The organism is Algibacter sp. (assembly GCF_049667265.1).
Classification (GTDB): domain Bacteria; phylum Bacteroidota; class Bacteroidia; order Flavobacteriales; family Flavobacteriaceae; genus Algibacter_B.
Map to the genome: position 1 here is coordinate 1 of NZ_JBATHX010000215.1, position 21,844 is coordinate 21,844.

The 21,844-nt window shown below is 33.3% G+C and carries 23 protein-coding genes; 7 read left to right on the top strand and 16 right to left on the bottom strand.

Translation table 11 applies throughout. From position 1 onward, the window contains the following. On the bottom strand, nucleotides 1–838 hold an 838-nt coding region (locus WBN21_RS07885), incomplete at its 3' end, for an alanine--tRNA ligase-related protein (protein ID WP_424199087.1). Between the two features lie 222 nt (nucleotides 839–1,060). Between WBN21_RS07885 and WBN21_RS07890 the strand changes: the two genes are divergently transcribed. The 5 genes from WBN21_RS07890 to WBN21_RS07910 all read left to right on the top strand — a co-directional run bounded on the left by WBN21_RS07890 (nucleotide 1,061) and on the right by WBN21_RS07910 (nucleotide 4,329). Continuing rightward, nucleotides 1,061–2,032: a M23 family metallopeptidase gene (locus WBN21_RS07890; protein ID WP_424199089.1), complete on the top strand. Its 972-nt coding sequence runs from the start codon at nucleotides 1,061–1,063 to the stop codon at nucleotides 2,030–2,032. Next, a complete protein-coding gene (locus WBN21_RS07895; protein ID WP_424199090.1) occupies nucleotides 2,032–2,361 on the top strand; it encodes a MerR family transcriptional regulator in 330 nt (109 codons plus the stop codon). Before WBN21_RS07890 ends, WBN21_RS07895 begins: the two co-directional genes overlap by 1 nt. An 83-nt stretch (nucleotides 2,362–2,444) precedes the next feature. Beyond that, nucleotides 2,445–3,032, top strand: coding sequence for a LemA family protein (locus WBN21_RS07900; protein ID WP_424199092.1), 588 nt, complete (start codon nucleotides 2,445–2,447; stop codon nucleotides 3,030–3,032). 1 nt (nucleotide 3,033) lies between these two features. After that, nucleotides 3,034–3,474 carry a TPM domain-containing protein gene (locus WBN21_RS07905; protein ID WP_424199094.1) on the top strand — a complete coding sequence of 147 codons (441 nt, stop codon included), beginning with the start codon at nucleotides 3,034–3,036 and terminating at the stop codon, nucleotides 3,472–3,474. 9 nt (nucleotides 3,475–3,483) lie between these two features. Further along, the gene (locus WBN21_RS07910) at nucleotides 3,484–4,329 is read left to right on the top strand and encodes a TPM domain-containing protein (RefSeq protein WP_424199096.1); all 846 of its coding nucleotides are present in this window, start codon (nucleotides 3,484–3,486) and stop codon (nucleotides 4,327–4,329) included. Nucleotides 4,330–4,611: 282 nt separating this feature from the next. On the opposite strand, the gene WBN21_RS07915 is transcribed toward WBN21_RS07910, so the two are convergent. From WBN21_RS07915 to der, 3 genes are all read right to left on the bottom strand, one after another. Beyond that, nucleotides 4,612–4,821 (bottom strand): hypothetical protein, encoded by a 210-nt coding sequence (locus tag WBN21_RS07915; RefSeq protein WP_424199097.1) that lies wholly within the window; start codon nucleotides 4,819–4,821, stop codon nucleotides 4,612–4,614. Between the two features lie 46 nt (nucleotides 4,822–4,867). Then, a complete protein-coding gene (locus tag WBN21_RS07920) occupies nucleotides 4,868–5,872 on the bottom strand; it encodes a sugar kinase (protein ID WP_424199099.1) in 1,005 nt (334 codons plus the stop codon). 80 nt (nucleotides 5,873–5,952) lie between these two features. Next, entirely contained in the window at nucleotides 5,953–7,257 is a 1,305-nt protein-coding gene (gene der / locus WBN21_RS07925; protein WP_424199101.1) for a ribosome biogenesis GTPase Der, read from the bottom strand. A 168-nt stretch (nucleotides 7,258–7,425) separates the two neighbouring features. Here der and WBN21_RS07930 point away from each other — a divergent pair, with 168 nt between their 5' ends. Further along, nucleotides 7,426–7,938 (top strand): GTP-binding protein, encoded by a 513-nt coding sequence (locus tag WBN21_RS07930; protein ID WP_424199103.1) that lies wholly within the window; start codon nucleotides 7,426–7,428, stop codon nucleotides 7,936–7,938. Between the two features lie 86 nt (nucleotides 7,939–8,024). Here the strand turns inward: WBN21_RS07930 and WBN21_RS07935 are convergent, their stop codons facing one another. The 6 genes from WBN21_RS07935 to WBN21_RS07960 all read right to left on the bottom strand — a co-directional run bounded on the left by WBN21_RS07935 (nucleotide 8,025) and on the right by WBN21_RS07960 (nucleotide 13,977). Then, nucleotides 8,025–9,026: a DUF3179 domain-containing (seleno)protein gene (locus tag WBN21_RS07935; RefSeq protein WP_424199105.1), complete on the bottom strand. Its 1,002-nt coding sequence runs from the start codon at nucleotides 9,024–9,026 to the stop codon at nucleotides 8,025–8,027. Between the two features lie 59 nt (nucleotides 9,027–9,085). Further along, a complete protein-coding gene (gene era / locus WBN21_RS07940) occupies nucleotides 9,086–9,967 on the bottom strand; it encodes a GTPase Era (RefSeq protein WP_424199107.1) in 882 nt (293 codons plus the stop codon). A gap of 124 nt (nucleotides 9,968–10,091) precedes the next feature. Beyond that, nucleotides 10,092–10,793, bottom strand: coding sequence for an FKBP-type peptidyl-prolyl cis-trans isomerase (locus WBN21_RS07945; protein ID WP_424199109.1), 702 nt, complete (start codon nucleotides 10,791–10,793; stop codon nucleotides 10,092–10,094). Between the two features lie 187 nt (nucleotides 10,794–10,980). Further along, the gene (locus WBN21_RS07950; RefSeq protein ID WP_424199111.1) at nucleotides 10,981–11,649 is read right to left on the bottom strand and encodes a bifunctional 4-hydroxy-2-oxoglutarate aldolase/2-dehydro-3-deoxy-phosphogluconate aldolase; all 669 of its coding nucleotides are present in this window, start codon (nucleotides 11,647–11,649) and stop codon (nucleotides 10,981–10,983) included. 24 nt (nucleotides 11,650–11,673) lie between these two features. Next, a complete protein-coding gene (locus WBN21_RS07955) occupies nucleotides 11,674–12,891 on the bottom strand; it encodes a 6-phosphofructokinase (RefSeq protein WP_424199113.1) in 1,218 nt (405 codons plus the stop codon). 39 nt (nucleotides 12,892–12,930) lie between these two features. Continuing rightward, entirely contained in the window at nucleotides 12,931–13,977 is a 1,047-nt protein-coding gene (locus WBN21_RS07960) for a PfkB family carbohydrate kinase (protein WP_424199115.1), read from the bottom strand. A gap of 151 nt (nucleotides 13,978–14,128) precedes the next feature. On the opposite strand from WBN21_RS07960, the gene WBN21_RS07965 reads away from it, so the two are divergent. Beyond that, nucleotides 14,129–15,148, top strand: coding sequence for a LacI family DNA-binding transcriptional regulator (locus WBN21_RS07965; RefSeq protein WP_424199117.1), 1,020 nt, complete (start codon nucleotides 14,129–14,131; stop codon nucleotides 15,146–15,148). Nucleotides 15,149–15,236: 88 nt separating this feature from the next. On the opposite strand, the gene WBN21_RS07970 is transcribed toward WBN21_RS07965, so the two are convergent. The 6 genes from WBN21_RS07970 to WBN21_RS07995 all read right to left on the bottom strand — a co-directional run bounded on the left by WBN21_RS07970 (nucleotide 15,237) and on the right by WBN21_RS07995 (nucleotide 21,844). Further along, the gene (locus tag WBN21_RS07970; protein ID WP_424199119.1) at nucleotides 15,237–16,001 is read right to left on the bottom strand and encodes an SDR family NAD(P)-dependent oxidoreductase; all 765 of its coding nucleotides are present in this window, start codon (nucleotides 15,999–16,001) and stop codon (nucleotides 15,237–15,239) included. Between the two features lie 38 nt (nucleotides 16,002–16,039). Beyond that, entirely contained in the window at nucleotides 16,040–17,338 is a 1,299-nt protein-coding gene (locus tag WBN21_RS07975) for an MFS transporter (protein WP_424199121.1), read from the bottom strand. Nucleotides 17,339–17,386: 48 nt separating this feature from the next. Next, entirely contained in the window at nucleotides 17,387–18,097 is a 711-nt protein-coding gene (locus WBN21_RS07980; protein ID WP_424199123.1) for a FadR/GntR family transcriptional regulator, read from the bottom strand. Between the two features lie 80 nt (nucleotides 18,098–18,177). After that, on the bottom strand, nucleotides 18,178–19,098 hold the full coding sequence (locus WBN21_RS07985; RefSeq protein WP_424199125.1) for a polysaccharide lyase family 7 protein: 921 nt from the start codon (nucleotides 19,096–19,098) through the stop codon (nucleotides 18,178–18,180). Between the two features lie 45 nt (nucleotides 19,099–19,143). After that, nucleotides 19,144–20,634: a PKD domain-containing protein gene (locus WBN21_RS07990; protein ID WP_424199126.1), complete on the bottom strand. Its 1,491-nt coding sequence runs from the start codon at nucleotides 20,632–20,634 to the stop codon at nucleotides 19,144–19,146. A 22-nt stretch (nucleotides 20,635–20,656) separates the two neighbouring features. Further along, the gene (locus WBN21_RS07995; RefSeq protein WP_424199128.1) at nucleotides 20,657–21,844 is read right to left on the bottom strand and encodes a hypothetical protein; all 1,188 of its coding nucleotides are present in this window, start codon (nucleotides 21,842–21,844) and stop codon (nucleotides 20,657–20,659) included.

The window sequence follows — 21,844 nt, forward strand, 5'->3', positions numbered from 1 at the left end:
CCTCATTATCTTTTCCATAATTTTTACTTGTTATGGTTTCAATTTCGCGAATAACAGGCGTAAAAACATCGGTATCATAATTTGATTGAACACCTTGTAATACCATACAAAGTCGCTCAAAGCCCATTCCTGTATCTATATGTTTATTGGGTAAAACTTCAAGCGAACCATTTGCTTTTCGGTTGTATTGCATGAATACTAAATTCCATATTTCAACAACTTGCGGATGATCTTGATTAACTAAATCTTTACCAGAAATTTTAGCTTTTTCTTCAGCCGAGCGAATATCAACATGTATTTCACTACATGGCCCACAAGGACCTTGATCGCCCATTTCCCAGAAATTATCTTTCTTATTACCCTTTAAAATACGGTCTTCAGAGATGTATTGTTTCCAGATATCATAAGCTTCAGTATCCATTTTTAAGTTATCGTTATCATCACTCCCCTCAAAAACGGTTACATATAAAATATCTTTATCAATGCCGAATTCATCAACTAAAAGCTCCCATGCCCAAGCAATCGCTTCCTTTTTAAAGTAATCGCCAAAACTCCAATTTCCTAACATTTCGAACAACGTATGGTGGTAGGTGTCATACCCTACTTCTTCCAAATCATTATGTTTACCGGAAACACGTAAACATTTTTGGGTATCTGCAATACGGTTGTTTTTGGGCTGGGCATTTCCTAAAAAATACTCTTTAAACGGTGCCATACCAGAATTAACAAACATTAAGGTTGGGTCATCTTTTAAAACCATTGGTGCAGATGGCACTATGCTATGCTTCTTTTCTTCAAAAAAACTTAAAAATTTTGATCGTACTTCTTGTGATTTCATGTATTGTTTTTGTGCTCTTGTTTCTGATAAATTATATTTAATAAGAAACTATTTTTATATTTACTCTCCAAAAATATTTAAATTTATGGAGATGGTGAATCTACAATAACTTTATCAACTTAATTATTATGATAATAATTTCGTAGGTTTGTTCGTTTACATATCCAAATACAACACTTTTGGCTGTATTAATTTAGTTGCAAAAATAGTATAATTTAAGAAATGAGTAAGGTAAAATATTACTACGATAAAGAATCGCTTTCTTACCGCAAAATAGAGCGCAAAAAAAGAACAACATTTAAGTATGCAAGTATCTTTATTTTAGCCGCAGCATTTTTTGCATTTATTTTTGTTTTTGTTACAAGCCAATACGTTGAATCTCCTAAGGAGCGTGCTTTAAAAAGAGAATTACAAAACACCCAATTACAGTTCCAACTACTTAATAAAAAGATGGAGCATGCTGAAACTGTTTTAGCCAATGTTGCAGACAGAGACAATAATATTTACCGTGTGTATTTTGAGGCTAACCCCATTCCTGAAGAGCAACGTAGAGCCGGATTTGGAGGTATAAATAGATATAAAAGCCTAGAAGGTTTTGATAATTCTAAACTAATTATTGAAAGTAATAAACGATTAGATGTTTTACAGAAACAAATAGTCGTGCAATCTAAATCTTTAGATGAAATAGCGATACTTGCTGAAGAAAAGGAAAGTCTTCTTGCAGCAATTCCAGCCATACAACCCGTAAGTAACGAGGATTTAACAAGAATGGCATCGGGTTACGGGATGCGATCTGACCCATTTACGAAAGTTAGAAAAATGCATTGGGGCATGGATTTTACTGCACCTAGAGGCACGCCAATTTATGCAAGCGGTGATGGTGTTATTACGCGAGCCGACAGTAATTCTTCTGGATATGGAAATCATATAAGGATTGATCATGGTTATGGGTACACTAGTTTGTACGCCCATTTATACAAGTATAATGTTAGAAAAAATCAAAAAGTAAAACGAGGCGATTTAATTGGATTTGTTGGCAGTACTGGCCGTTCTGAAGCACCTCATTTACATTATGAAATATTTAAAGACGATGACCGCATTAACCCAATAAACTTTTACTACGGAAGTTTAACTGCGGAAGAATTTAACAAACTATTGGAGCATGCTTCTTTAGAAAATCAATCCCTCGATTAATGCATATAGACTTACCTGAAAAAAGATATTATGGTATTGGCGAAGTTGCTAAGGCTTTTGGCGTAAATACTTCATTGGTGCGCTTCTGGGAAAAAGAATTTGATGTTCTTAAACCTAAAAAGAACGCAAAAGGCAACCGTAAATTTACCCCAGAAGACATAAAAAATCTTAAATTCATTTATCATCTTGTTAAAGAGCGCGGTTTTACACTTGAAGGCGCAAAAACACATTTAAAAGAAGAAAAAAAGCAAGCGCTTAATAATTTTGAAATTATTAGCAAACTAGAAGATGTAAAAAATCAACTTATCAAAATAAAGCAACACCTATAATTTTTTTTTAAATCAAGTAACTTTTACAGAAAATAAGTGTCTTATATAGTAACATTTAAAATCATTCACTAAACCATATTATCATGAAAAAATTTTTACCGTTAATTATTATAGCCATTGTTGTATTGGGAATTTATTCTTGGGCAAAAGGATTTAACAATACCGCAGTTGAATATGAGGCCGATGCAAAAACAGCTTGGTCGAATGTTGAAAGTGCTTACCAACGTCGTGCAGATTTAATACCAAACCTTGTTGCAACGGTAAAAGGTTATGCGGCGCATGAAAAAGAAACTCTAGAAGGTGTTATTAAAGCACGTTCTGAGGCTACAAAAACAACTATTAATGCTGGTGATTTAACACCTGAAAAAATGGCTCAATTTCAACAAGCACAACAAGGGTTAAGTGGTGCTTTATCAAAACTTTTAGTAACTGTAGAGCGTTACCCAGAGCTTAAGGCTGATAAAAGCTTTTTAGAATTACAATCGCAGCTTGAAGGCACAGAAAACAGAATTAATGTAACTAGAGACCGTTATAATGAAGCTGTTAATATTTATGACATATTCACTACAAAATTCCCAGGGAAACTATTGGCTGGCTTATTTGGTTTTGAAGAAATGGCTAGATTTAAAAGTGCTCCTGGAAGTGAAAACGCTCCTAAAGTAGAATTTTAAAATGTCTAATAAAGTTGAAGAATTTCTAACTGCAGACGAAGAGCAAGACATTGTTGAGGCTATTCGTGTGGCAGAATTAAATACTTCAGGAGAAATACGTGTACATATTGAAAAAACGAGTAAAGGCGATGCTACAAATCGTGCTTTAGATCTTTTTCATACGCTAAAAATGGACAACACTAAACTTCAAAATGCCGTTTTAATTTATTTGGCAATTGATGATAAAACCTTTGTTATTTATGGTGATAAAGGCATTAATGAGGCCGTTGGAAATAATTTTTGGGATAGTACAAAAAACGTGATGCAATCACATTTTAAACACGGCAATTTCAAACAAGGCCTAGTGGAAGGTATTTTGAAATCTGGTGAACAATTAAAAAAATATTTCCCTTATTCAGAGTCCGACTCAAACGAGTTAACTAACGATATTTCTAAAGGATAGATACTAAGTATGCAATTTTCAGTAATCAGTTTTCAGTCGCAGATTAACTTAAATGTTAAGGCTACCCTATGTTTACTGGTTGCTATATTGTCTTTCGGCTTTTCTTATGGACAATATACCATTCCTGAAAAACCTGAATTTCAAACAAGTGTTTATGACTATGTTAATTTACTTTCTTCTTCACAGAAATCAAATTTAGAACAAAAGCTAATTAAATATTCTGATACCACTTCTACACAAATTGTAGTAGCCATAATCAATTCCACCAATGGAGAAAATATTAATTATTTAGGTGCTCAATGGGGTCAAAAATGGGGTATTGGTCAAGCAAAGGAAGATAATGGTATTTTAATTTTATTAGCATTAACTGATAGAAAAATTGCAATAAACACCGGCTATGGCGTTGAACACTTATTGACGGACGCCATGTCCAAAAGAATTATTGAAAGAGATATTATTCCTTACTTTAAACAGAATGACTACCCAGGAGGACTAAATAGAGGTGCTGATGCCATTTTTGAAGTCATGAACGGTGAATATGAAGGCACGCGTCAATCCAATCAGGGTGAATTTCCTATAGGTTTAATATTTATATTGATTTTTATATTTATTATTATTCTCATATCCATATCTAAAAACAGACGAGGCGGCGGAAATAGCGGAAACCGAAGTGGTGGTAGAGATTTACTAGAAGCCATTATTCTAAGCAATATGGGTCGTGGAAGTTACCGACGAGGTTCATCTGGTTGGGGCGGAGGTTCTAGCGGTGGTGGCTTTGGCGGCGGAGGCGGCGGCTTTGGTGGTGGCTTTGGCGGCGGTGGTTTCGGCGGTGGTGGTGCTTCTGGTGGATGGTAAAATTCAGGTTTCATTCTTAGTAAAGATGTTCAGAATTCGGCAAAAGCAAAGACTAAATATTTCTTAGATAAAAAAATCATTTTTCATTCTTTTTTCTAAATTCGTTACTTGTTTTATAGTTACAGGCGCTACGGATTTGATTAAAACCTCATCAAATGCATCGGTACTAATTTTAAGTTTACTATTTGATAAAGTGATGTTTTCTTGATTTAATAGAATTTTCTTTTTATAAGTTTGACAGCGATTATAGGATAAGAGTAGATTTAAATGCGCGTTTGAGGTTTAATCTGAAAGCTGATAGTCGCCATTTTTATCGGAAATGGTATAGGTAACCAAACTGCTATCTTTCTTGCGTTCCAGATAAACGGTAGCTGCTTCCAAGGGTTTTTCATCTTCCTCTGAAACTATTTTACCATTAACCTTAAAACCTTTCGATTGACTGAATGAAAAAAGGCAACTCAATAAAGTCGCGACAAATATTAATTTGCGCATTTGATTTTTTTGATTGATTAATGAAGCCTTAGTTAAAAAGCTGATTTTATCTAATAAAACGGCCCGTGACATTGCCATCAATAATGCCGATAACCTCATTAATAGTTGTGTAATTTACATCGCCAACATAGGTGTGTTTTAAGGCACATGCTGCACTTGCAAACTCCATGGATTTAATATCATCATAATGCTGTAAACCATAAATTAGACCGGCTGCAAAGGCATCTCCAGTTCCAATTCTATCCACAATGTGAGTAATATCAAAATCTTGTGTTTCACGAAACTCTTCACCATTCCACATTCTAGCTCTTATTTTATGCCATGACGAATTGATAGACGTTCGAATCTTATCAAATACCTTAACAATGGATGGGAATTTCTCAATGAGTTGTTTACTGGCTACAATAAATTCATCATTACTATAACCAAAATTCGTTCCTAATACCTCATTCATTTCATTAATACCACCAATAAAAATGGTAGAGCAATGAAGCAATTCAGTTAGCGCCTCTTTTGGGTCTACTCCATACTTCCATAAACCACTTCTATAGGTAGGATCTGCAGAAACTTGCATCCCTTTTTTTCTAGCCAATTTCAATCCTTCTTTTAAGGTATCAAAACTACCTTGAGTCAATGCCGGAGTAATTCCCGTCCAATGAAACCAACTGCCATCTGCTAATGATTTTTCCCAGTCAACCATACTAGGTTTAATTTCAGAAAAGGCTGAATGCGATCGGTTATAGGATATTGAACTTGGACGCATAACTGCACCAACTTCTAAAAAATAAACGCCTAATGGCCTATTAGACCTTATAATAGCTGTTGTATCTATATCAAATTTATTGAGGTAAGCAAGGGCGGTATTTCCAATGAAATCATCAGAAATACATGTAATATGTTTTACATTTCCTCCAAAATTGGCGATGGAAATACCAACATTTAATTCGGTTCCACCGAAATAAAACTCGACTGTATTGGATTGAATAAATTTTCTGTTTCCTTGAGGTGATATACGCATAAGCACCTCGCCAAAAGTAATTGTTTGACCCATTTAATAATTATTTAAGTTTCTAAAATAACTATTAATAATGAATATAAAAACTATAATTAAGTTGTTCTCAAATATACTTATTACTTCTTTCGCATATACACGCTAATTGGCACGCCATTGAAACCAAATTTTTCTCTTAATTTATTTTCTAAGAATCGCTTGTAGGGATCTTTTACATACTGTGGTAAATTACAGAAAAAAGCAAATTGTGGTTGCGGCGTAGGCAACTGCATAATATATTTAATTTTCACAAATTTTGCTTTATAAGCTGGCGGTGGGTAATTTTCAATTATTGGTAACATGACCTCATTAAGCTGACTTGTTTTTATTTTCTTAGATCGGTTATTATAAACCTCAACAGCTGTTTCAATAGCCTTAAAAATACGCTGTTTTGTTAATGCTGAAATAAAAACAATAGGCACATCTGTAAAAGGTTCCATTTGCCTTCTTATAGCTTTTTCATATTCCTTCACAGATTTATGATCCTTTTCTACCAAGTCCCATTTGTTTACCAAAATAACAATCCCTTTTCTGTTACGCTCTGCAAGCCAAAAAATATTTTGTACTTGTCCGTCAAAACCTCTATTTGCATCTAAAACTAGCAAACACACATCAGAATGTTCAATAGCACGAACACTTCGCATAACTGAATAAAACTCTAAATCTTCCTTAACTTTCGACTTTCTTCTTATCCCTGCAGTATCAACTAGGTTAAATTCAAAACCAAAACGGTTATATTTTGTATCAATTGAATCGCGGGTTGTTCCGGCAATATCGGTAACAATATATCTGTCTTGTCCAATTAAAGCATTAATGAAAGATGATTTCCCAGCATTTGGTCTACCAACAACAGCAAAACGCGGTAATGCTTCTTCCTCCACTTTTTCCTTTTCTGGTAAAGCCTCCACTAAATCGTCCAATAATTCGCCTGTTCCACTACCATTAATACTTGCAATGGTGTAATATTCACCTAAACCTAAAGCATAAAACTCTACGGCATCTTCAGCACGTTTTCCGTTATCAACTTTATTTACAACTAAAAAAACAGGCTTATTTACTTTACGTAGTAATTTAGCAACATCTTCATCCATTCCTGTCACACCAGATTCTACATCAACCATAAAAACAATAGCATCAGCCTCATCAATTGCTAATTCTACTTGTTTATCAATTTCTGCTTCAAAAACATCGTCGCTACCTTTAACATAACCACCTGTGTCAATTAATGAAAACTCCTTACCATTCCAATCACATTTACCATAATGACGGTCTCTTGTAACACCACTCACGGCATCAACAATGGCTTCTCTACGTTGAATTAAACGATTAAAAAACGTTGATTTCCCAACATTTGGTCTTCCTACTATGGCTACTATATTACTCATATTCTTTGTATTAAGTGTTGCACGCTATCCGGTGCCTTTATTATTTCTATCCGAAATATTTTGCAAAAATAGGAAATATAGATGACGCAAAGTTCTTTTTTAATAAAGATTGAAAGTATTTCAGTTTTAAAGAAAAAATAGTACTTTACTTCACTAAACTAAACATGAATGCCATTAAGCAACGACATTGTATTACGCCCAAGGTTTAAACTTGAAATACCAAGGAACAACGAAGCTATTTTGAAAGATTTTGAAAAGGCTAAATCAGAACAATCAGAATACATAGTTACGCGAGTTGACGATCATGTTTTTATTAAATTTCCCAAAGAAAAGCAACATTTCTGGTCGCCACAATTACATCTTGAAATTAATAAGGTTGAGGAGAATTCCAGCACGCTTCATGGTTTGTTTGGCCCGAATCCAACGGTTTGGACCCTTTTTATGTTTCTCCATTTTATTGTAGCAGGGCTATTTATTGGCTTTGCCATTTGGACCTATACCAATTGGGCTTTAAAACAATCTTTTGCAGTTCAAATTAGTATTACATTTTTAATGGTTTTGCTTTGGATTGCTTTATATTTTGCCGGAAGTATTGGTAAAGCCTCAAGTACAAAAGACATGCGAATGCTTAATGATTTTATGAATAAAGTTCTAGGAATTGAACAAATTACAACTAATTAAAAAAGCCTTACTTTCTATTAATAGCTTTTTGTATTTATCATTTTTTTAAATCAAAACGTTTTAAGAATAAATTTAACACCTGGTTTTTATTCGTTATCTACAAATTGGAAATTTGAATAGAAATCTTCCCAAGCCCACCACGCGGCAACATAAGCATATTTTGGTTTTTCTAAAACACTTCCATTAGTGCCTACCCCTAAAATATTATACTTAATGCCACTTTTACTTTGAAGAATAAAAGGCAATTCATTATCTAATACTTTATAATCATTAGCATTACCCACTTTAAATGCATTGAAAAATCTGTTTGATTGGTTACCTATTATTATATATTCTTGGCCGCTAATTGTTTTTACAACAATTTTATTTCGAAAGTTTGTATGCCTAAAAATATGAACATTATCAAAATCATCAATAATGCCAAATACATGTTCATCTGGATTGGGTTTCTCTACGTCTGAATTACTATTATCATCTTCGTCTGGTGGGTTTCTATTATTTTTATACGAGATTAATTTACCTGAATTTGAAGATCCTGCAAAAACTTTAGCATTTGGAAAGAATGATTTAACAGCGCCCCAAGTTGTTTCTAAAACTGGAATAGTATTAAACCTTCTGTTTTTATTTTCTCCTTTTATGCCTTTAATTAGCATTTGAGACCAAATAGATTCAGTTTCATCATCCCAAGGCGTTAAATTATCTTTATATAAATATCCAGAGGCTCTGAAAATCTGAGTTCTTGTGAATGCCACAGCGCTTTTTGTTATTGGACAATAAGTAAATGCATATTTTCTACCATTATAATCAGCATTTATAACCTCATTTTCAAAAGTATAAACATATGGATACACAATTACACCTAAACCAAAATGAAGGACACCTACTAATTGGCCATCATTTAAGCTTATGTTATCAACAGTATCAAATTTTGGGTTTATTGCTAAAGGGTATAAGAAAAAATCACCCGAAATATCTTTTTCATCAATTAACCATTCATTATCAGATTGGGTATTATCAGACGTATCGTCTTTACTACTACAACTTGAAATAAAAAAAATAATGATAAGTATGACAAAAAGGCTTCTCATAATGAGTGTTTTGTCGTAAAAAATAGAGAACCTTACATATTTGTTAAACTCCTAAAAAACTAATTATTATAACCAAAACGTTTCAATTGGTTTTGATTACTCCTCCAATTCTTATTTACTTTAACGTATAATTCAATATGAATTTGCTTTCCAAAAAAAGTTTCTAAATCTTTTCTAGCCTCTACACCTACTCGTTTTAAAGCACTCCCTTTATGACCAATAATAATACCTTTTTGAGTTTCACGCTCAACCATAATTACTGACCGCACTCTAATAATATTTTCTTCTTCAAAAAACTCTTCTGTATCCACTTCTACAGCATACGGAATTTCTTTTTTATAATGCATTAGAATTTTTTCACGAATGGTTTCATTAATAAAAAAACGTTCAGGTTTATCGGTTAATTGATCTTTTGGATAGAATGCTGGTGACTCTGGAAGTAACTCCAGAATGCGATTAAAAACCTCTTTAACATTGAATCCTTCTAAAGCTGAAACTGGAAAAATTTCTGCATTTGGAACTTTTTCAGCCCAAGTTTGCACTTGACTTTCTAATTGTTCTTGGTCTGATTTGTCAATTTTATTAAGTAATAATAAAACAGGAATTTTTGAATTGGTTATTTTATTAAAAAAGGCTTCATCTTTTAATTCTTTTTCTCCAATCTCAACCATATAGATAAGCACATCGGCATCCTCAAAGGCCGATTTAACAAATCCCATCATAGATTCTTGTAACTGATAAGCTGGTTTTATAATTCCAGGAGTATCACTTAAAACCACTTGAAAATCAGCACCATTTACAATACCCAAAATACGATGTCTTGTAGTTTGTGCTTTTGATGTAATTATAGAAAGTTTTTCTCCTACAAAGGCATTCATTAATGTGGATTTTCCAACATTAGGATTTCCGATAATATTTACAAAACCTGCTTTATGGCTCATTTATTTTCCAATTTATTATTTGCAAAGTTACAATTTGCATATCCAATAAAACCAAAAATTTAAAAACAAAAAAAAACAGGAAGCTAAGCCTCCTGTTTTTAAGATATAAATAATTTTCTATAGATTACTTAACTTCTAATAACTCAACATCAAAAATTAATGTTGAATTAGCTTTAATTTTTCCGCCTGGTCTTGGGTTTGCGCCATAAGCGATATCACTTGGTACAAAAAACTTGTATTTAGCACCTTCTTTCATTAATTGTAAACCTTCTGTCCATCCTTTTATAACTTGTGTTACTCCAAACTCTGCTGGCGTACCTCTATCTACAGAGCTATCAAACACAGTTCCATCAATTAAAGTACCATGATAATGCACCTTTACTTTTGACGCGGTAGTTGGCGTATTTCCAGTACCTTCTTTTAAAACAAGATATTGTAAACCACTTTCAGTTGTTTGTACACCATCTTTAGTTTTATTTTCAGCTAAGAATTTTTCACCAGCTTCTTTATTTTTTATTGCTTCCTCTTGAAGTTTAGCAGCATCTAATTTTTGTTTCTTTTGAAAATATGCTCTAACTACTTCTTGTGCTTTAGTTTCTTCAAGTAAGATATTTGTAGAATCAGTTACATTATTGAAACCTTGCATAAACAAATCACTATCAAAATCTTCAAAACTTGCTTTTACATTTCTTGCAACATCCATTCCAATAGCATAACTCACAGAATCTAATTCTGTTTTTATTGGTTTTTCTGTAGCTCCATTTTTATTACAAGATGCTATTAGCATAACCATGGCAACCAAACTTAAAATTTTTAATATTTTCATTTTTTATTAATTTTTTATTACGTCGCCAAATGTAACAAATTTATTAGGAGTAAAAAAGAAAAATAAATACTGTTAAACTCGCATAAAAAACCATAGAGATCCAAACCAAAACTCATTATTTAAAAAGCCTAAAGAAAAAAAAGAGCCGCTAAATTGCGGCTCTATAAATGAAGTTTTAATTCAATAATTATTTTCTAACTGATTTTACAATTGCTAAAGCTGCCTTAACATCTTTCTCTAATTTTGCATAATCTTTATTAGCAATAATATCTTTTGATATTAATTGAGACCCCATTCCTACACATGTTACACCAGCATCAAACCAACCTTTTAGGTTTTCTTCTGTTGGCGAAACACCACCTGTTGGCATAATAGATGTCCATTGTTGTGGTCCTTTAATGCCTTTAACAAATTTAGGACCGTAAAGATCTCCTGGGAATAATTTTACGATTTCGCATCCTAATTCTTCAGCTCTAGTAATTTCAGTTAATGAACCGCATCCTGGAGACCAAAGTACTTTTCTTCTATTACAAACAATTGCAATATCTTCTCGCAATACAGGTGTTACTATAAAGTTAGCACCCAAAGCCATATATAATGAGGCTTGTCCTGCATCTGTAACAGAACCAACTCCCATTATCATGCCTGGTAAATTAGCAATAGCATATTTTGTTAATTCGCCAAAAACTTCGTGAGCGAAATCACCACGTGCCGTAAACTCCATTAAACGAGCTCCACCATCGTAACATGCTTTAAGTACTTTTTTACTTAATTCTATATCATTATGAAAAAACAAAGGAATCATTCCTGTGTCATTCATGGCTTGCGCCACTTCTAATCTTGAAAATTGTGCCATTATATTTTATTTTTTTTGTTTAAATTAATTCCAGTTTAATATTTTTTTGAAATCATATTCCTCTGGGTTAGCCAAATATTTTTTCGCATTGTCATAATCTTTCTCTTTTAGAAAGAAAAGGTGTTCTATAAATAACTGCGCCATGTCTGAGTTAATATCCACTAACCTTGGTGGTATTTTTCCGTTTTCGTCTTCAAAATCCTTTAAGTATAAAGGACTAATATCGCCTTTTGAATTAGCGCTAACGATACAACCAGAAATACCTTGGTCAAATAATTTTTTTACACCAATACCTAGTAACGTACATAATGTTAAATCGAAAGCAATTGGGTTGCAACATCTTAATTCATAACCAAGTTCAACTGGTCTGGATTTTATTACCAATCCTAATTCTTTCAATTTAACTTGCAATAAATAATTGAAGATATGAGATTTACTAACGTTTCCTAATTCTGGATGTCCATGATCATCATAAGTAAAATTGATGCCTGAATTTATGATTTCGTCTTCCTCCATAAAATGAAAAACGCCTTCACTAATTAAGGCTACTCCATATTCAACTCCCATTATTTTACATTTCACAATAGAAGAAATAATCATATTGGTTAATTTCTCGAATGTAATTTTTGTTTTGTTAAACATTTCAGGAATAATCATCATTTGAAAATGACAAGCAGAAGCAATTCCAAATGCCAAATGACCGGCTGAACGCCCCATGGCCGACATAACAAACCAGTTTTCACTAGTTCTAGCATCTTCATAAACCGTATTTCCAATTCGCACGCCTTCATCCTTTGCTGTATGAAAACCAAATGTTGGATTTCTATCTGGCAATGGTAAATCGTTATCTATGGTTTTAGGAACATGAATATGCGCTACCGATAGGTTGTGGTTTTGCAGGTATTTGGTTAACCTATTGGCGGTTGATGCAGTATCATCACCACCAATAGTTACCAATAATTTTACATTATTTTTTTCAAAAAAATCAGCTTTAAAATCACTATCCTTAGGTTTAAACCTACTCATTATTAAAGTAGATCCTCCACGACTAAAAATACGATCGGCATGATGGAAATCGAAAATCTTAACTTCAGGATTATCAGAAAGTAATCCTTGGTATCCATGATGGACACCTATTACTTTATAACCATCTTTTATGAAAGTTTTGGCTACGGTGCTAATTACAGTATTAATTCCTGGAGCAGGACCGCCGCCGCAAATAATTGCAATTGATTTTTCCATATGCTAATCTATAGTTTTAAAAAGGTTAATTTGATTGGTTTATCTAGCAACACGTCCAGACGCATCACCTCCCATCAATTTCTCAACCTCAGCAACAGTTACTAAGTTAGCATCACCTTTAATTGTGTGTTTTAAACAAGAAGCTGCAACAGCAAAATCTAATGCATTTTGGTCATTTTCAGGGTATTTTAGTAATCCGTAGATTAATCCACCCATGAAAGAATCTCCACCACCAACTCTATCTACGATATCAGTTATTTGGTATTGACGTGTTTCGTACATTTTCTTACCATCATATAAAACACCAGCCCATGTATTATGAGATGCTGAAATTGATCCTCTTAAAGTAGTAATTACTTTTTTAGCTCTTGGGAATTTTTCCATCATTTGTTGACAAACAGATAAGAAAGCCTCAGCTTTAACATCATGCCCTTGAGTTTGAACTGAAATTCCTTCTGGCTTAATACCAAAGTGCATTTCTGCATCTTCCTCATTCCCTAAAACAACATCACAGTAAGACGTTATTTCAGTCATTACTTTTTCTCTGTGAGCGTCGTTACAATAGTTCCATAGTTTAGCACGGTAGTTTAAATCTGTAGAAATAGTAATTCCTTTTGCGCTAGCAGCTTTTACAGCTTCTAAACAAACATCGGCAGCACCTTGCGAAATAGCAGGAGTAATACCAGTCCAATGGAACCATTCAACCCCTTCAAAAACAGCATCCCAATCAATCATTCCTGATTTAATTTCAGAAATTGAAGAATGTGCTCTATCATAAACCACTTTAGAACCTCTAGATACCGCTCCAGTTTCTAAGAAGTAAATCCCTAAACGATCACCACCCCAAACAATTTTATCAACACCTACACCTCTTTTGCGCATTTCCATCATAGCACACTCACCAATATCATTTTTTGGTAAACGTGTTACAAAATCACATGACACACCATAATTAGCTAAAGAAACAGCTACGTTTGATTCGCCACCACCATAAATTGCATCAAAGTTGTTTGCTTGTGAAAATCTTAAAAATCCTTGTGGAGCTAATCTTAACATGATTTCTCCGAATGTTACTACTTTACTCATTTTAATTGGTCTTATTTATTAATAATAGTTTTGCTTAATCGTTTAACCAAATGTTTCAAGATAAATCAAAACCTATACTTTATATTAGATTTTGATTCGATCAAATAATACGTTACATTTGCTTAAACGTTTAAGCAAAGATATAAAAAAATTGAATATCAAAAAGAAAACTACCATAAAAGATATTGCAAATGTGCTAAATATCTCTGCAGCGGCAGTATCTAAGGCGCTTCACGACGACTCCCGTATTAGTAAAAAAACAAAAAAGGCCGTTAAGCAGGTAGCTAAAAATTTAAATTACCAACCAAATCATTTAGCGAGCGCTTTAAGAAAAGGCAAAAGCAATTTAGTAGGTGTTATTGTACCTAGAATGAATAGCAATTTTTTTTCTTCCGTTATTCAAAATATTGAAGAAGTATTGAATAAGGAAGGGTATAGCATTATTATAACACAATCAAACGAATCGTTTAAAAAAGAATGTGCTAGTATCGACACTTTATTATTCTCGCAAGTTGATGGCATTATAGCATCCATGGCAAATGAAACTATTGACTTGGAATATTATGAAAAAATAAAAGCCAAAGGGATTCCATTAATATTATTTGATCGAGGTGAAAATGATTTAAATGTGGATTATATTGGAATTAATGACTATGACAGTAGCCATGTAATTGTTGAGCATTTAGTAAAACAAGGGCGGAAACGAATTGCCCATATTGGCGGCTACAAACATACCCGAATTTTTAATAATAGAATTCTCGGTTATATTGATGCATTAAAGAAGCACGAACTCCCTTTAGATAACGAATTATTAATTGAAAGTAGCTTAACTATTGAAGATGGGAAAGAAAAAATGTTGCAGTTATTAAAACTAAACAAAAAACCAGATGCCGTTTATGTTGCTAGTGATTATGCGGCTTTAGGAGCATTACAAGCCTTAAAGGAGCAAAACATTAAAGTTCCTGAGGACATTGCATTGGTAGGTTTTGGTGATGAACCGTTTACTGCCATGGTAACTCCCTCTATTTCAAGTATAAACCAGCATAGCGCAGAAATTGGAAAACAAGCGGCCTTAACATTTTTATCGTACACTAAGAAAAAATCAATAAAGCAAACCCTTAACAAAATTATTTTGGATGCTGAATTGGTGGTTAGAGAATCTTCAAAATAAATAAGCGTTGCTGTAATTAAACAACAACGCTCATTATGTTTTTATTAGTAAAATATTTTAAAACAATTTTACTATTAAAGATTTTAAATTAGATTCCTAAACCTTGACCACCACCAACTTGGATTGTTTCAGCAGTAAGGAAAGAAGCATCATCACTAGCTAAAAATGAAACAACAGCTGCTACATCCTCAGGTTGACCTAATCTACCTAACATAATATTGTTTTTCCATGAAGCAAAAACTTCAGGTTTAGTAGATTTAATTTGCTTGTGAAAATCTGTATCAATTGTACCAGGAGAAACAGCATTTACTCTAATCCCGTATTCTGCAAGGTCTTTAGCTAGAGCTCTTGTAATAGCATGAACTGCAGCTTTAGAAGTACCATAGATACCCGCACCAGGTCCACCAGCATTCCAACCAGCTATAGATGTATAATTGATTATAGATGCATTCTCACCTTTCTTAAGAAAAGGGATTGCTGCTCTTGAAGCAAAAAATGTAGAATCAAGATTTAAAGCCATTACGAATCTGTAAAATTCTGTAGTCATTTCTTCAAATCTAGATCTTCCACCTAAACCACCAGCGTTATTAACAAGTAGGTCAATTTTACCATACTTTTTTCCAATTTTAGTTATGTTTGAAGTTACCGCTTCTTCGTTTGTAACATCAAAACCGTAATATTCAGCTGTGATACCTTCGGCAGTAAGCTCTGCAACTCTTTTTGCACCTGCTTCGTCTTCAATACCATTCAAAATAACTGTATAACCGTCATTTCCTAATCTTTTTGCTACTTGAAAACCAATACCTCCTGTAGCTCCTGTAATTACTGCTACTTTTCCATTTGAATTACTCATACTCTTATAAATTTGATTTAATTATTATAATATTCTTTTTATTTTCCTTTTAAGGGTTCAATTTTCGGACATAAAAACCAAACAGCCGAAAGTGCTATTAGAGCTAATACTCCACCTATTATAAATGCAGGTGTATAATTTCCTCCAGTTGTTATGAATGCGACTAATATAGTAAGTCCCGCAGCTCCTAATTTAGCGGCCATCCCAGCAAAACCGGACAATGTACCTACTATTTTACCACTAAAAAGATCACTTGGTAAAGTCTGTATATTACCTATTGCAATTTGAAACCCGAAAAGTAAAACCGCCATAATAATTACGGCACTCATAGCAGATGCCGGTGCTTTTAATAAGAAGAAGCAAGGAATCATAATTATACAACCTAAAGTAATTGTCATCTTCCTTGTTTTATCTACAGACCAACCAGCTTTTATTCTATTTTTGGCAAGTAATCCACCGAATATAGCTCCAATCATCGCTCCAACATAAGGTACCCAAGCGGAGAATGCTATTTCTTTAACATCCATTCCAAAAACTTCAGACAAGTAGATAGGTATCCAAACTATAAATAGCCACCAGATAGGATCAATTGCTGCTGAGGCTATTATAACGCCCCAACTTTCTTTGTGTTTGAATAATTGGCTAGTAGTAGGAGTATACCCTTCATCATAATTACCATCTCCATCAATATCTTGATTTCTTTGTCCAGAAAGAATATACTTTCTTTCATCTTCTGTCAACCAAGGATGAGTTTTAGGATCGCCCTTTACCACAAATAACCACGGTATTAGCCATAAGAAACCAAGCACAGCCACAACAACAAAAATTGCTTTCCAATCAAAATAAACAGCTAATAATCCAATAATTGGATAGGCAACTATACCTCCTATAGCTGCTCCTGAATTAAAGATTCCTTGTGCAAGTGCTCGCTCTGTAGTAGGAAACCATTCTGCATTAGCCTTTGCAGCACCAGGCCAGTTTCCAGCTTCTGCAATCCCTAATAACGATCTAAAGATTGAAAAACTTAATATTCCTTGTGCAAATGCATGTAACATGGTAGCAATAGACCATACACCAATTGAAAGGGCAAAACCAAGTCTGGTTCCTATCCAATCGAAAATTTTACCAAAAAGGGCTTGACCTCCAGCATATGAAAGTATAAATACAGTTGATATGGTTCCATAAATAGCCTTATGTCCATCTTTATCCATTTCAGGAAATAAATCATTCGCAATATCAGGCCATAATGCTCCAAAAGCTTGTCTATCAATATAATTTATAACTGCGGCTAGTGCCACAAGTCCTACTACCCACCATCTTAAACCTTTTAATTTCATATTTTAGAGTTTTTGCAATATTAATTTATTTGTAAACTTGATTTATTTTTAGGCATATTTAACATTATAACAATATTGATATAAAACGCTAAAGTGTTTTTTCATTTTTTCTTTTGCCAAAGTAGGATCTTGTTTTTTTATAGCTTCAAAAATTTCAAAATGCTCATCAATTGCTTCTATAGACATTTTTTTATCACAAACATGGTATTTTTCAAAATCCATAATTATTTGGGGCGTAATAGCTAACATAAAGTTATTCATGGTACTATTTCCACTAGCCTTGGCAATAGCAAGGTGAAAAAGCAAATCTTCTTGTACTGCATCTTCTCCAGATAATACTTTTATTTTATAAGCATCTAGAGCTTCCTTAATGCGTTCAAGGTCTTCCTCCGTTCTTCTTAAGGACGCTAGTCTTACCGTTTTTAATTCTAGTAATATTCTTGTTTCTACTAAGGATTTAAAGTCTGATGATTCTAATCTAAGGATATCGTCAATCATCCCATTTAGTGCAATTATGCCAATATTAGCCATAAATGTTCCACTTTGTGGAATTGATTTTAACAGACCATAAAATTCTAATTTCTGAATAGCTTCTCTAACATTACTTCTACTCACCCCAAATTTTTCAGACAAAGTTCTTTCAGACGGTAACTTATCCCCTGGTTCAAGATTTTTAAAATTTATTAAATCTCTAATTTTGCCGACAATAACCATTTGCCCTTTTTGATTGTCATTTATGGAAGTTGTCTCTAATTTCATATTATTATCCTTAAACCTGTCAAACTTTTATTTTATATCTGTTTCGTTTGACAAATGACCCTTAGCCTTTTTAAATTTTGTTAGTGTGAAACTTCTAATTCATAAAATCTTACTTTTGCATAGGCCCCCTCGTCTCTTGACTGAAAGTAATTCCCAGCTTTAAAATAGTTTTCAAAAACTCCCCATTTTCTCATATGGATGCCCTCATATACTTTATATTCATTCCCATTAAGAATTATTACCATTTTACCTTCTGACACTTGAACTTCCAAAGTAAATTTTCTAAATCCTACCTCTTGTTCAAAATTAAATCCATCGTCATCATCCCAGGCATGTTCATGAAGTATTTCTTCATCAGGAGCATTTAAATCTTTAAGGATTTTTGTTTTTACGCGAATCTTGCCATCTTGCCAATATATTTTCAAAATTGGCGGTGCATTATTATCTTTTTGTCCAATTAAATCACGTTGTTCATTGGTTAATCTACCATGAATCTGCATAATAATAGCTTTATGGTATTTACCATTTGAATCTTTAGTGATTTCATCCATTTGCAATTTCCCTTTCATGATACCGCCTTGAGCAAAAGTCCAATTAGTATTGTTATCACCAGGTACCATTTGTTCTCTTAATTCTGAACGTGTATACTTTGTGTTAGCGGTTGTGGCGTCACTAGGAAATGAATAAAACACCAAGGCGCCATTTGTAGAATCATTGTACATATAAGGTATTAACCTTTCGTCCGTTGCATATTTCAAAATTTCAGGTGGCTCAATGTTCATTGCTCCGCCTTTTTTGTTTAACTCTGGAGTTGTAACACTCCAATGATTTAAATCAATTTCAGGAAGCTTTATTTTACTCTTCTTTTTTTTCTTTTTCTTCTTTTTTTCAACTTTAACATCCGATTCTGAAACGCTGCCTTTTTGTGTTTGACAAGCAGCGTTTACAGATAGAAATGTTATTAATAATAAGCCTAATATTTCTTTTCGGAAGTGTTTCATTTTATCTTTAATTTTTTATACTGAGTATGCTTTAATAATTTAAAATTAAAACCCTGGAGTTATAATATCTATATTATCATAGAAAACCTCAGTAGATCCATCAAGTGAATTTGATGCTCTTACATAAATTACAATCTTATTTGTTGTAGGCTTAAATGTAAATGTATTGGTTGTAAATGTGTCGTTTGTACTTGAAGACTTATCCTCATTAAAGTCATTATCAATTACAAAATAGGCATCTGCATTGACATCACGCTCTGCAACTGTATTTATAGCATCTTCAGTAGTAATTTCATTATTCAAAATGAATACTTCAGAATCAACACCCTCGGCTTCAGAACGAGAATCAATTGTAAAAATATATTCTACTCCTACTTCTACTTCCACAACTTGATAAAGACGACGACAAGCTTCATATATCTTTACACCTCTATCACCTAAACCAGCAAATTTATTTCCATCACTTGTAGAACCGGGTTGCTCGTTAGTACAAAATGTGGCATCAATATAACTATTTAAATCAGTATTATTCCAAAGCGCTCTATATGGGCTATCAATTTCTCCAAGTACATCATCAATAACGGTACTATTAGGTGTCATATCCCAAGCATCAGCATTGTCTCCCGTAGTATTTTGATGAACATCACCAGTACCATTTTGAACTATCGCTGCAAAAGTAGGTTCAACCCCTCCAACAGGAACAATTTTTGTAATGCTTTTAGACACACCTGCATCGTTAGTTGTAGTTAGGGTAACATCATAGGTACCTCTTACAGCATAAGTATGCGTTGGATTTAGCTCAGTAGACGTATTACCATCTCCAAAGTCCCAGCTGTGCGATACTGCTAGAATAGAAGCGTCCATGAAATTTACTTTTAGGGAAGAAACCTCAAAAGTAAAATCTGGAACAGTTGACAAAACTAAGCCTTCAATGCTTTTAGTAACAGCAACGTTCACATCTAAAAAATTTGTGGCTGTAAGTGTTGCTTTGAAAGTCTCTGCAGTTTTATAAGCATGAATAGGACTAAAATTTGGATCATCTTTTGTATCCACAACATTCCATTCTATAGTTTCACCATCACCAAAATCCCACACCAAACTTTTTGCTCCATTTGTTAAATTCTCAAAAGTAACTTCTGAATCTACTTTAGTAAAATTAAAATCGACAAACATTGGTGCAACTTCTGATGTAGCTGTAGCTTTTAAACCGTCAGAACTTGTTGTTGTTAGTGTTACTGTATATAAACCACCAGTAGCGTATTTATAATCTGGATTTGCTTCTGTTGATGTGTTACCATCACCAAAATCCCATAAATAAGAAGCAGCATCTGTTGAATAACTTCTAAACACTATTGACAAATTATCATTGGCATTTACACTTGTAGTAAATAATGAATTAGGTTGTATATTGTTTACATTTCCAGTTGGTGGAACAAACTCTTCGTAGCCGCTATCATAACATGATATAAGACCCAAAAGCATAAATAGTAATGCAAAAACATTTCTATCCAATTTTTTAAATAATTTATAATTCATAATATTAAATTTTAAGAATGTTTTATTGTTTAACTGTAATATCAAATGCATCTAATCTACTTTCTACACCTGAATTTGTAAGTAAAATGATGACTGATTCATTTGTACCAGCGTCAAATGTAATAGCATGTTTTTTGAAAACATTATCAACTCTTCCATCATTGTTATCTGTTCTAGAAGCAATAATATTAGCTTCTAATCTTGCATCTTCAAGGGAATCAGCATTTAAACTTACAATAGATACCGTAATGTCGCCAAAAGAATCTTCTTCAAAAGCACTAAAATAAGTTAATACATAAGTTGCTCCAGGCGTTACTTCAATCTCTTGGTATCCAGTTCTAGTACCATCTGAAGGAAATTTTGCAGCTTGTACTCCCTCTGGCAAGTCATCTCCTTCACCTCTTCCATTACTGTCGGTATTAATTTGAAAAACACTACCCCATCTACTGCTACTTGGTGATCTCCAAGAATCTCTACCATCACCTGTACCATCAAATAAACTATTATCTTCAAAACCAGGTTCTCCTATTTCAGGAATTGGAATTGTAGGTACGGCCTGATTTACTGTAATTGTTTTCTCTGTGAAATTAGATTTCCCAAGGTTATCAGTTACTGTTAAACCAACTTTATAATCACCGGGACCAGGAAAAGAAAATATAATTTCTCTATCCTGTACTGTTGCAGGCTCTAAATTAGTAATTTGACTTTCTAAATCTGCAACATTTTGAATCGTTTCAGCTGAAAGATTTTCATTTGCTGTCACTAATTTAGCTTCCAAGCCACTAACTTGACTTTCAAGGACTGCAACCTTAGCTGGATTTGCTTCACAAGGTATTTTAAACTCTAGTTTTGCAATTTCTTTTTCTAACGCTACTATCTCCGCCAATTGTGCATCTATTAATAATTCTAGAATAGGTAATTCAGGATTTATTAAAGCAACTCCATCAGCAGGTGTAACCGACCATTCATACATGGTACCATTAACAGCTAAATTTGAACCTGCTTGAAAATTAAACTCATAGTTAGCCCAAAGTTCTTCTTTATTACAGTTAAATTCTGAAGTTGTAACATCAGTTAAATTATAGAAAGGTGTTGGACCTGTAAAATCTTCCAAATCACCCACATCAGCTAATTCATCGCTAACGCAAGCTGTTAGAGCTAAAAACGCCCCGACCGCTATAAATTTTAAATTAAACAAATAATTTTTCAT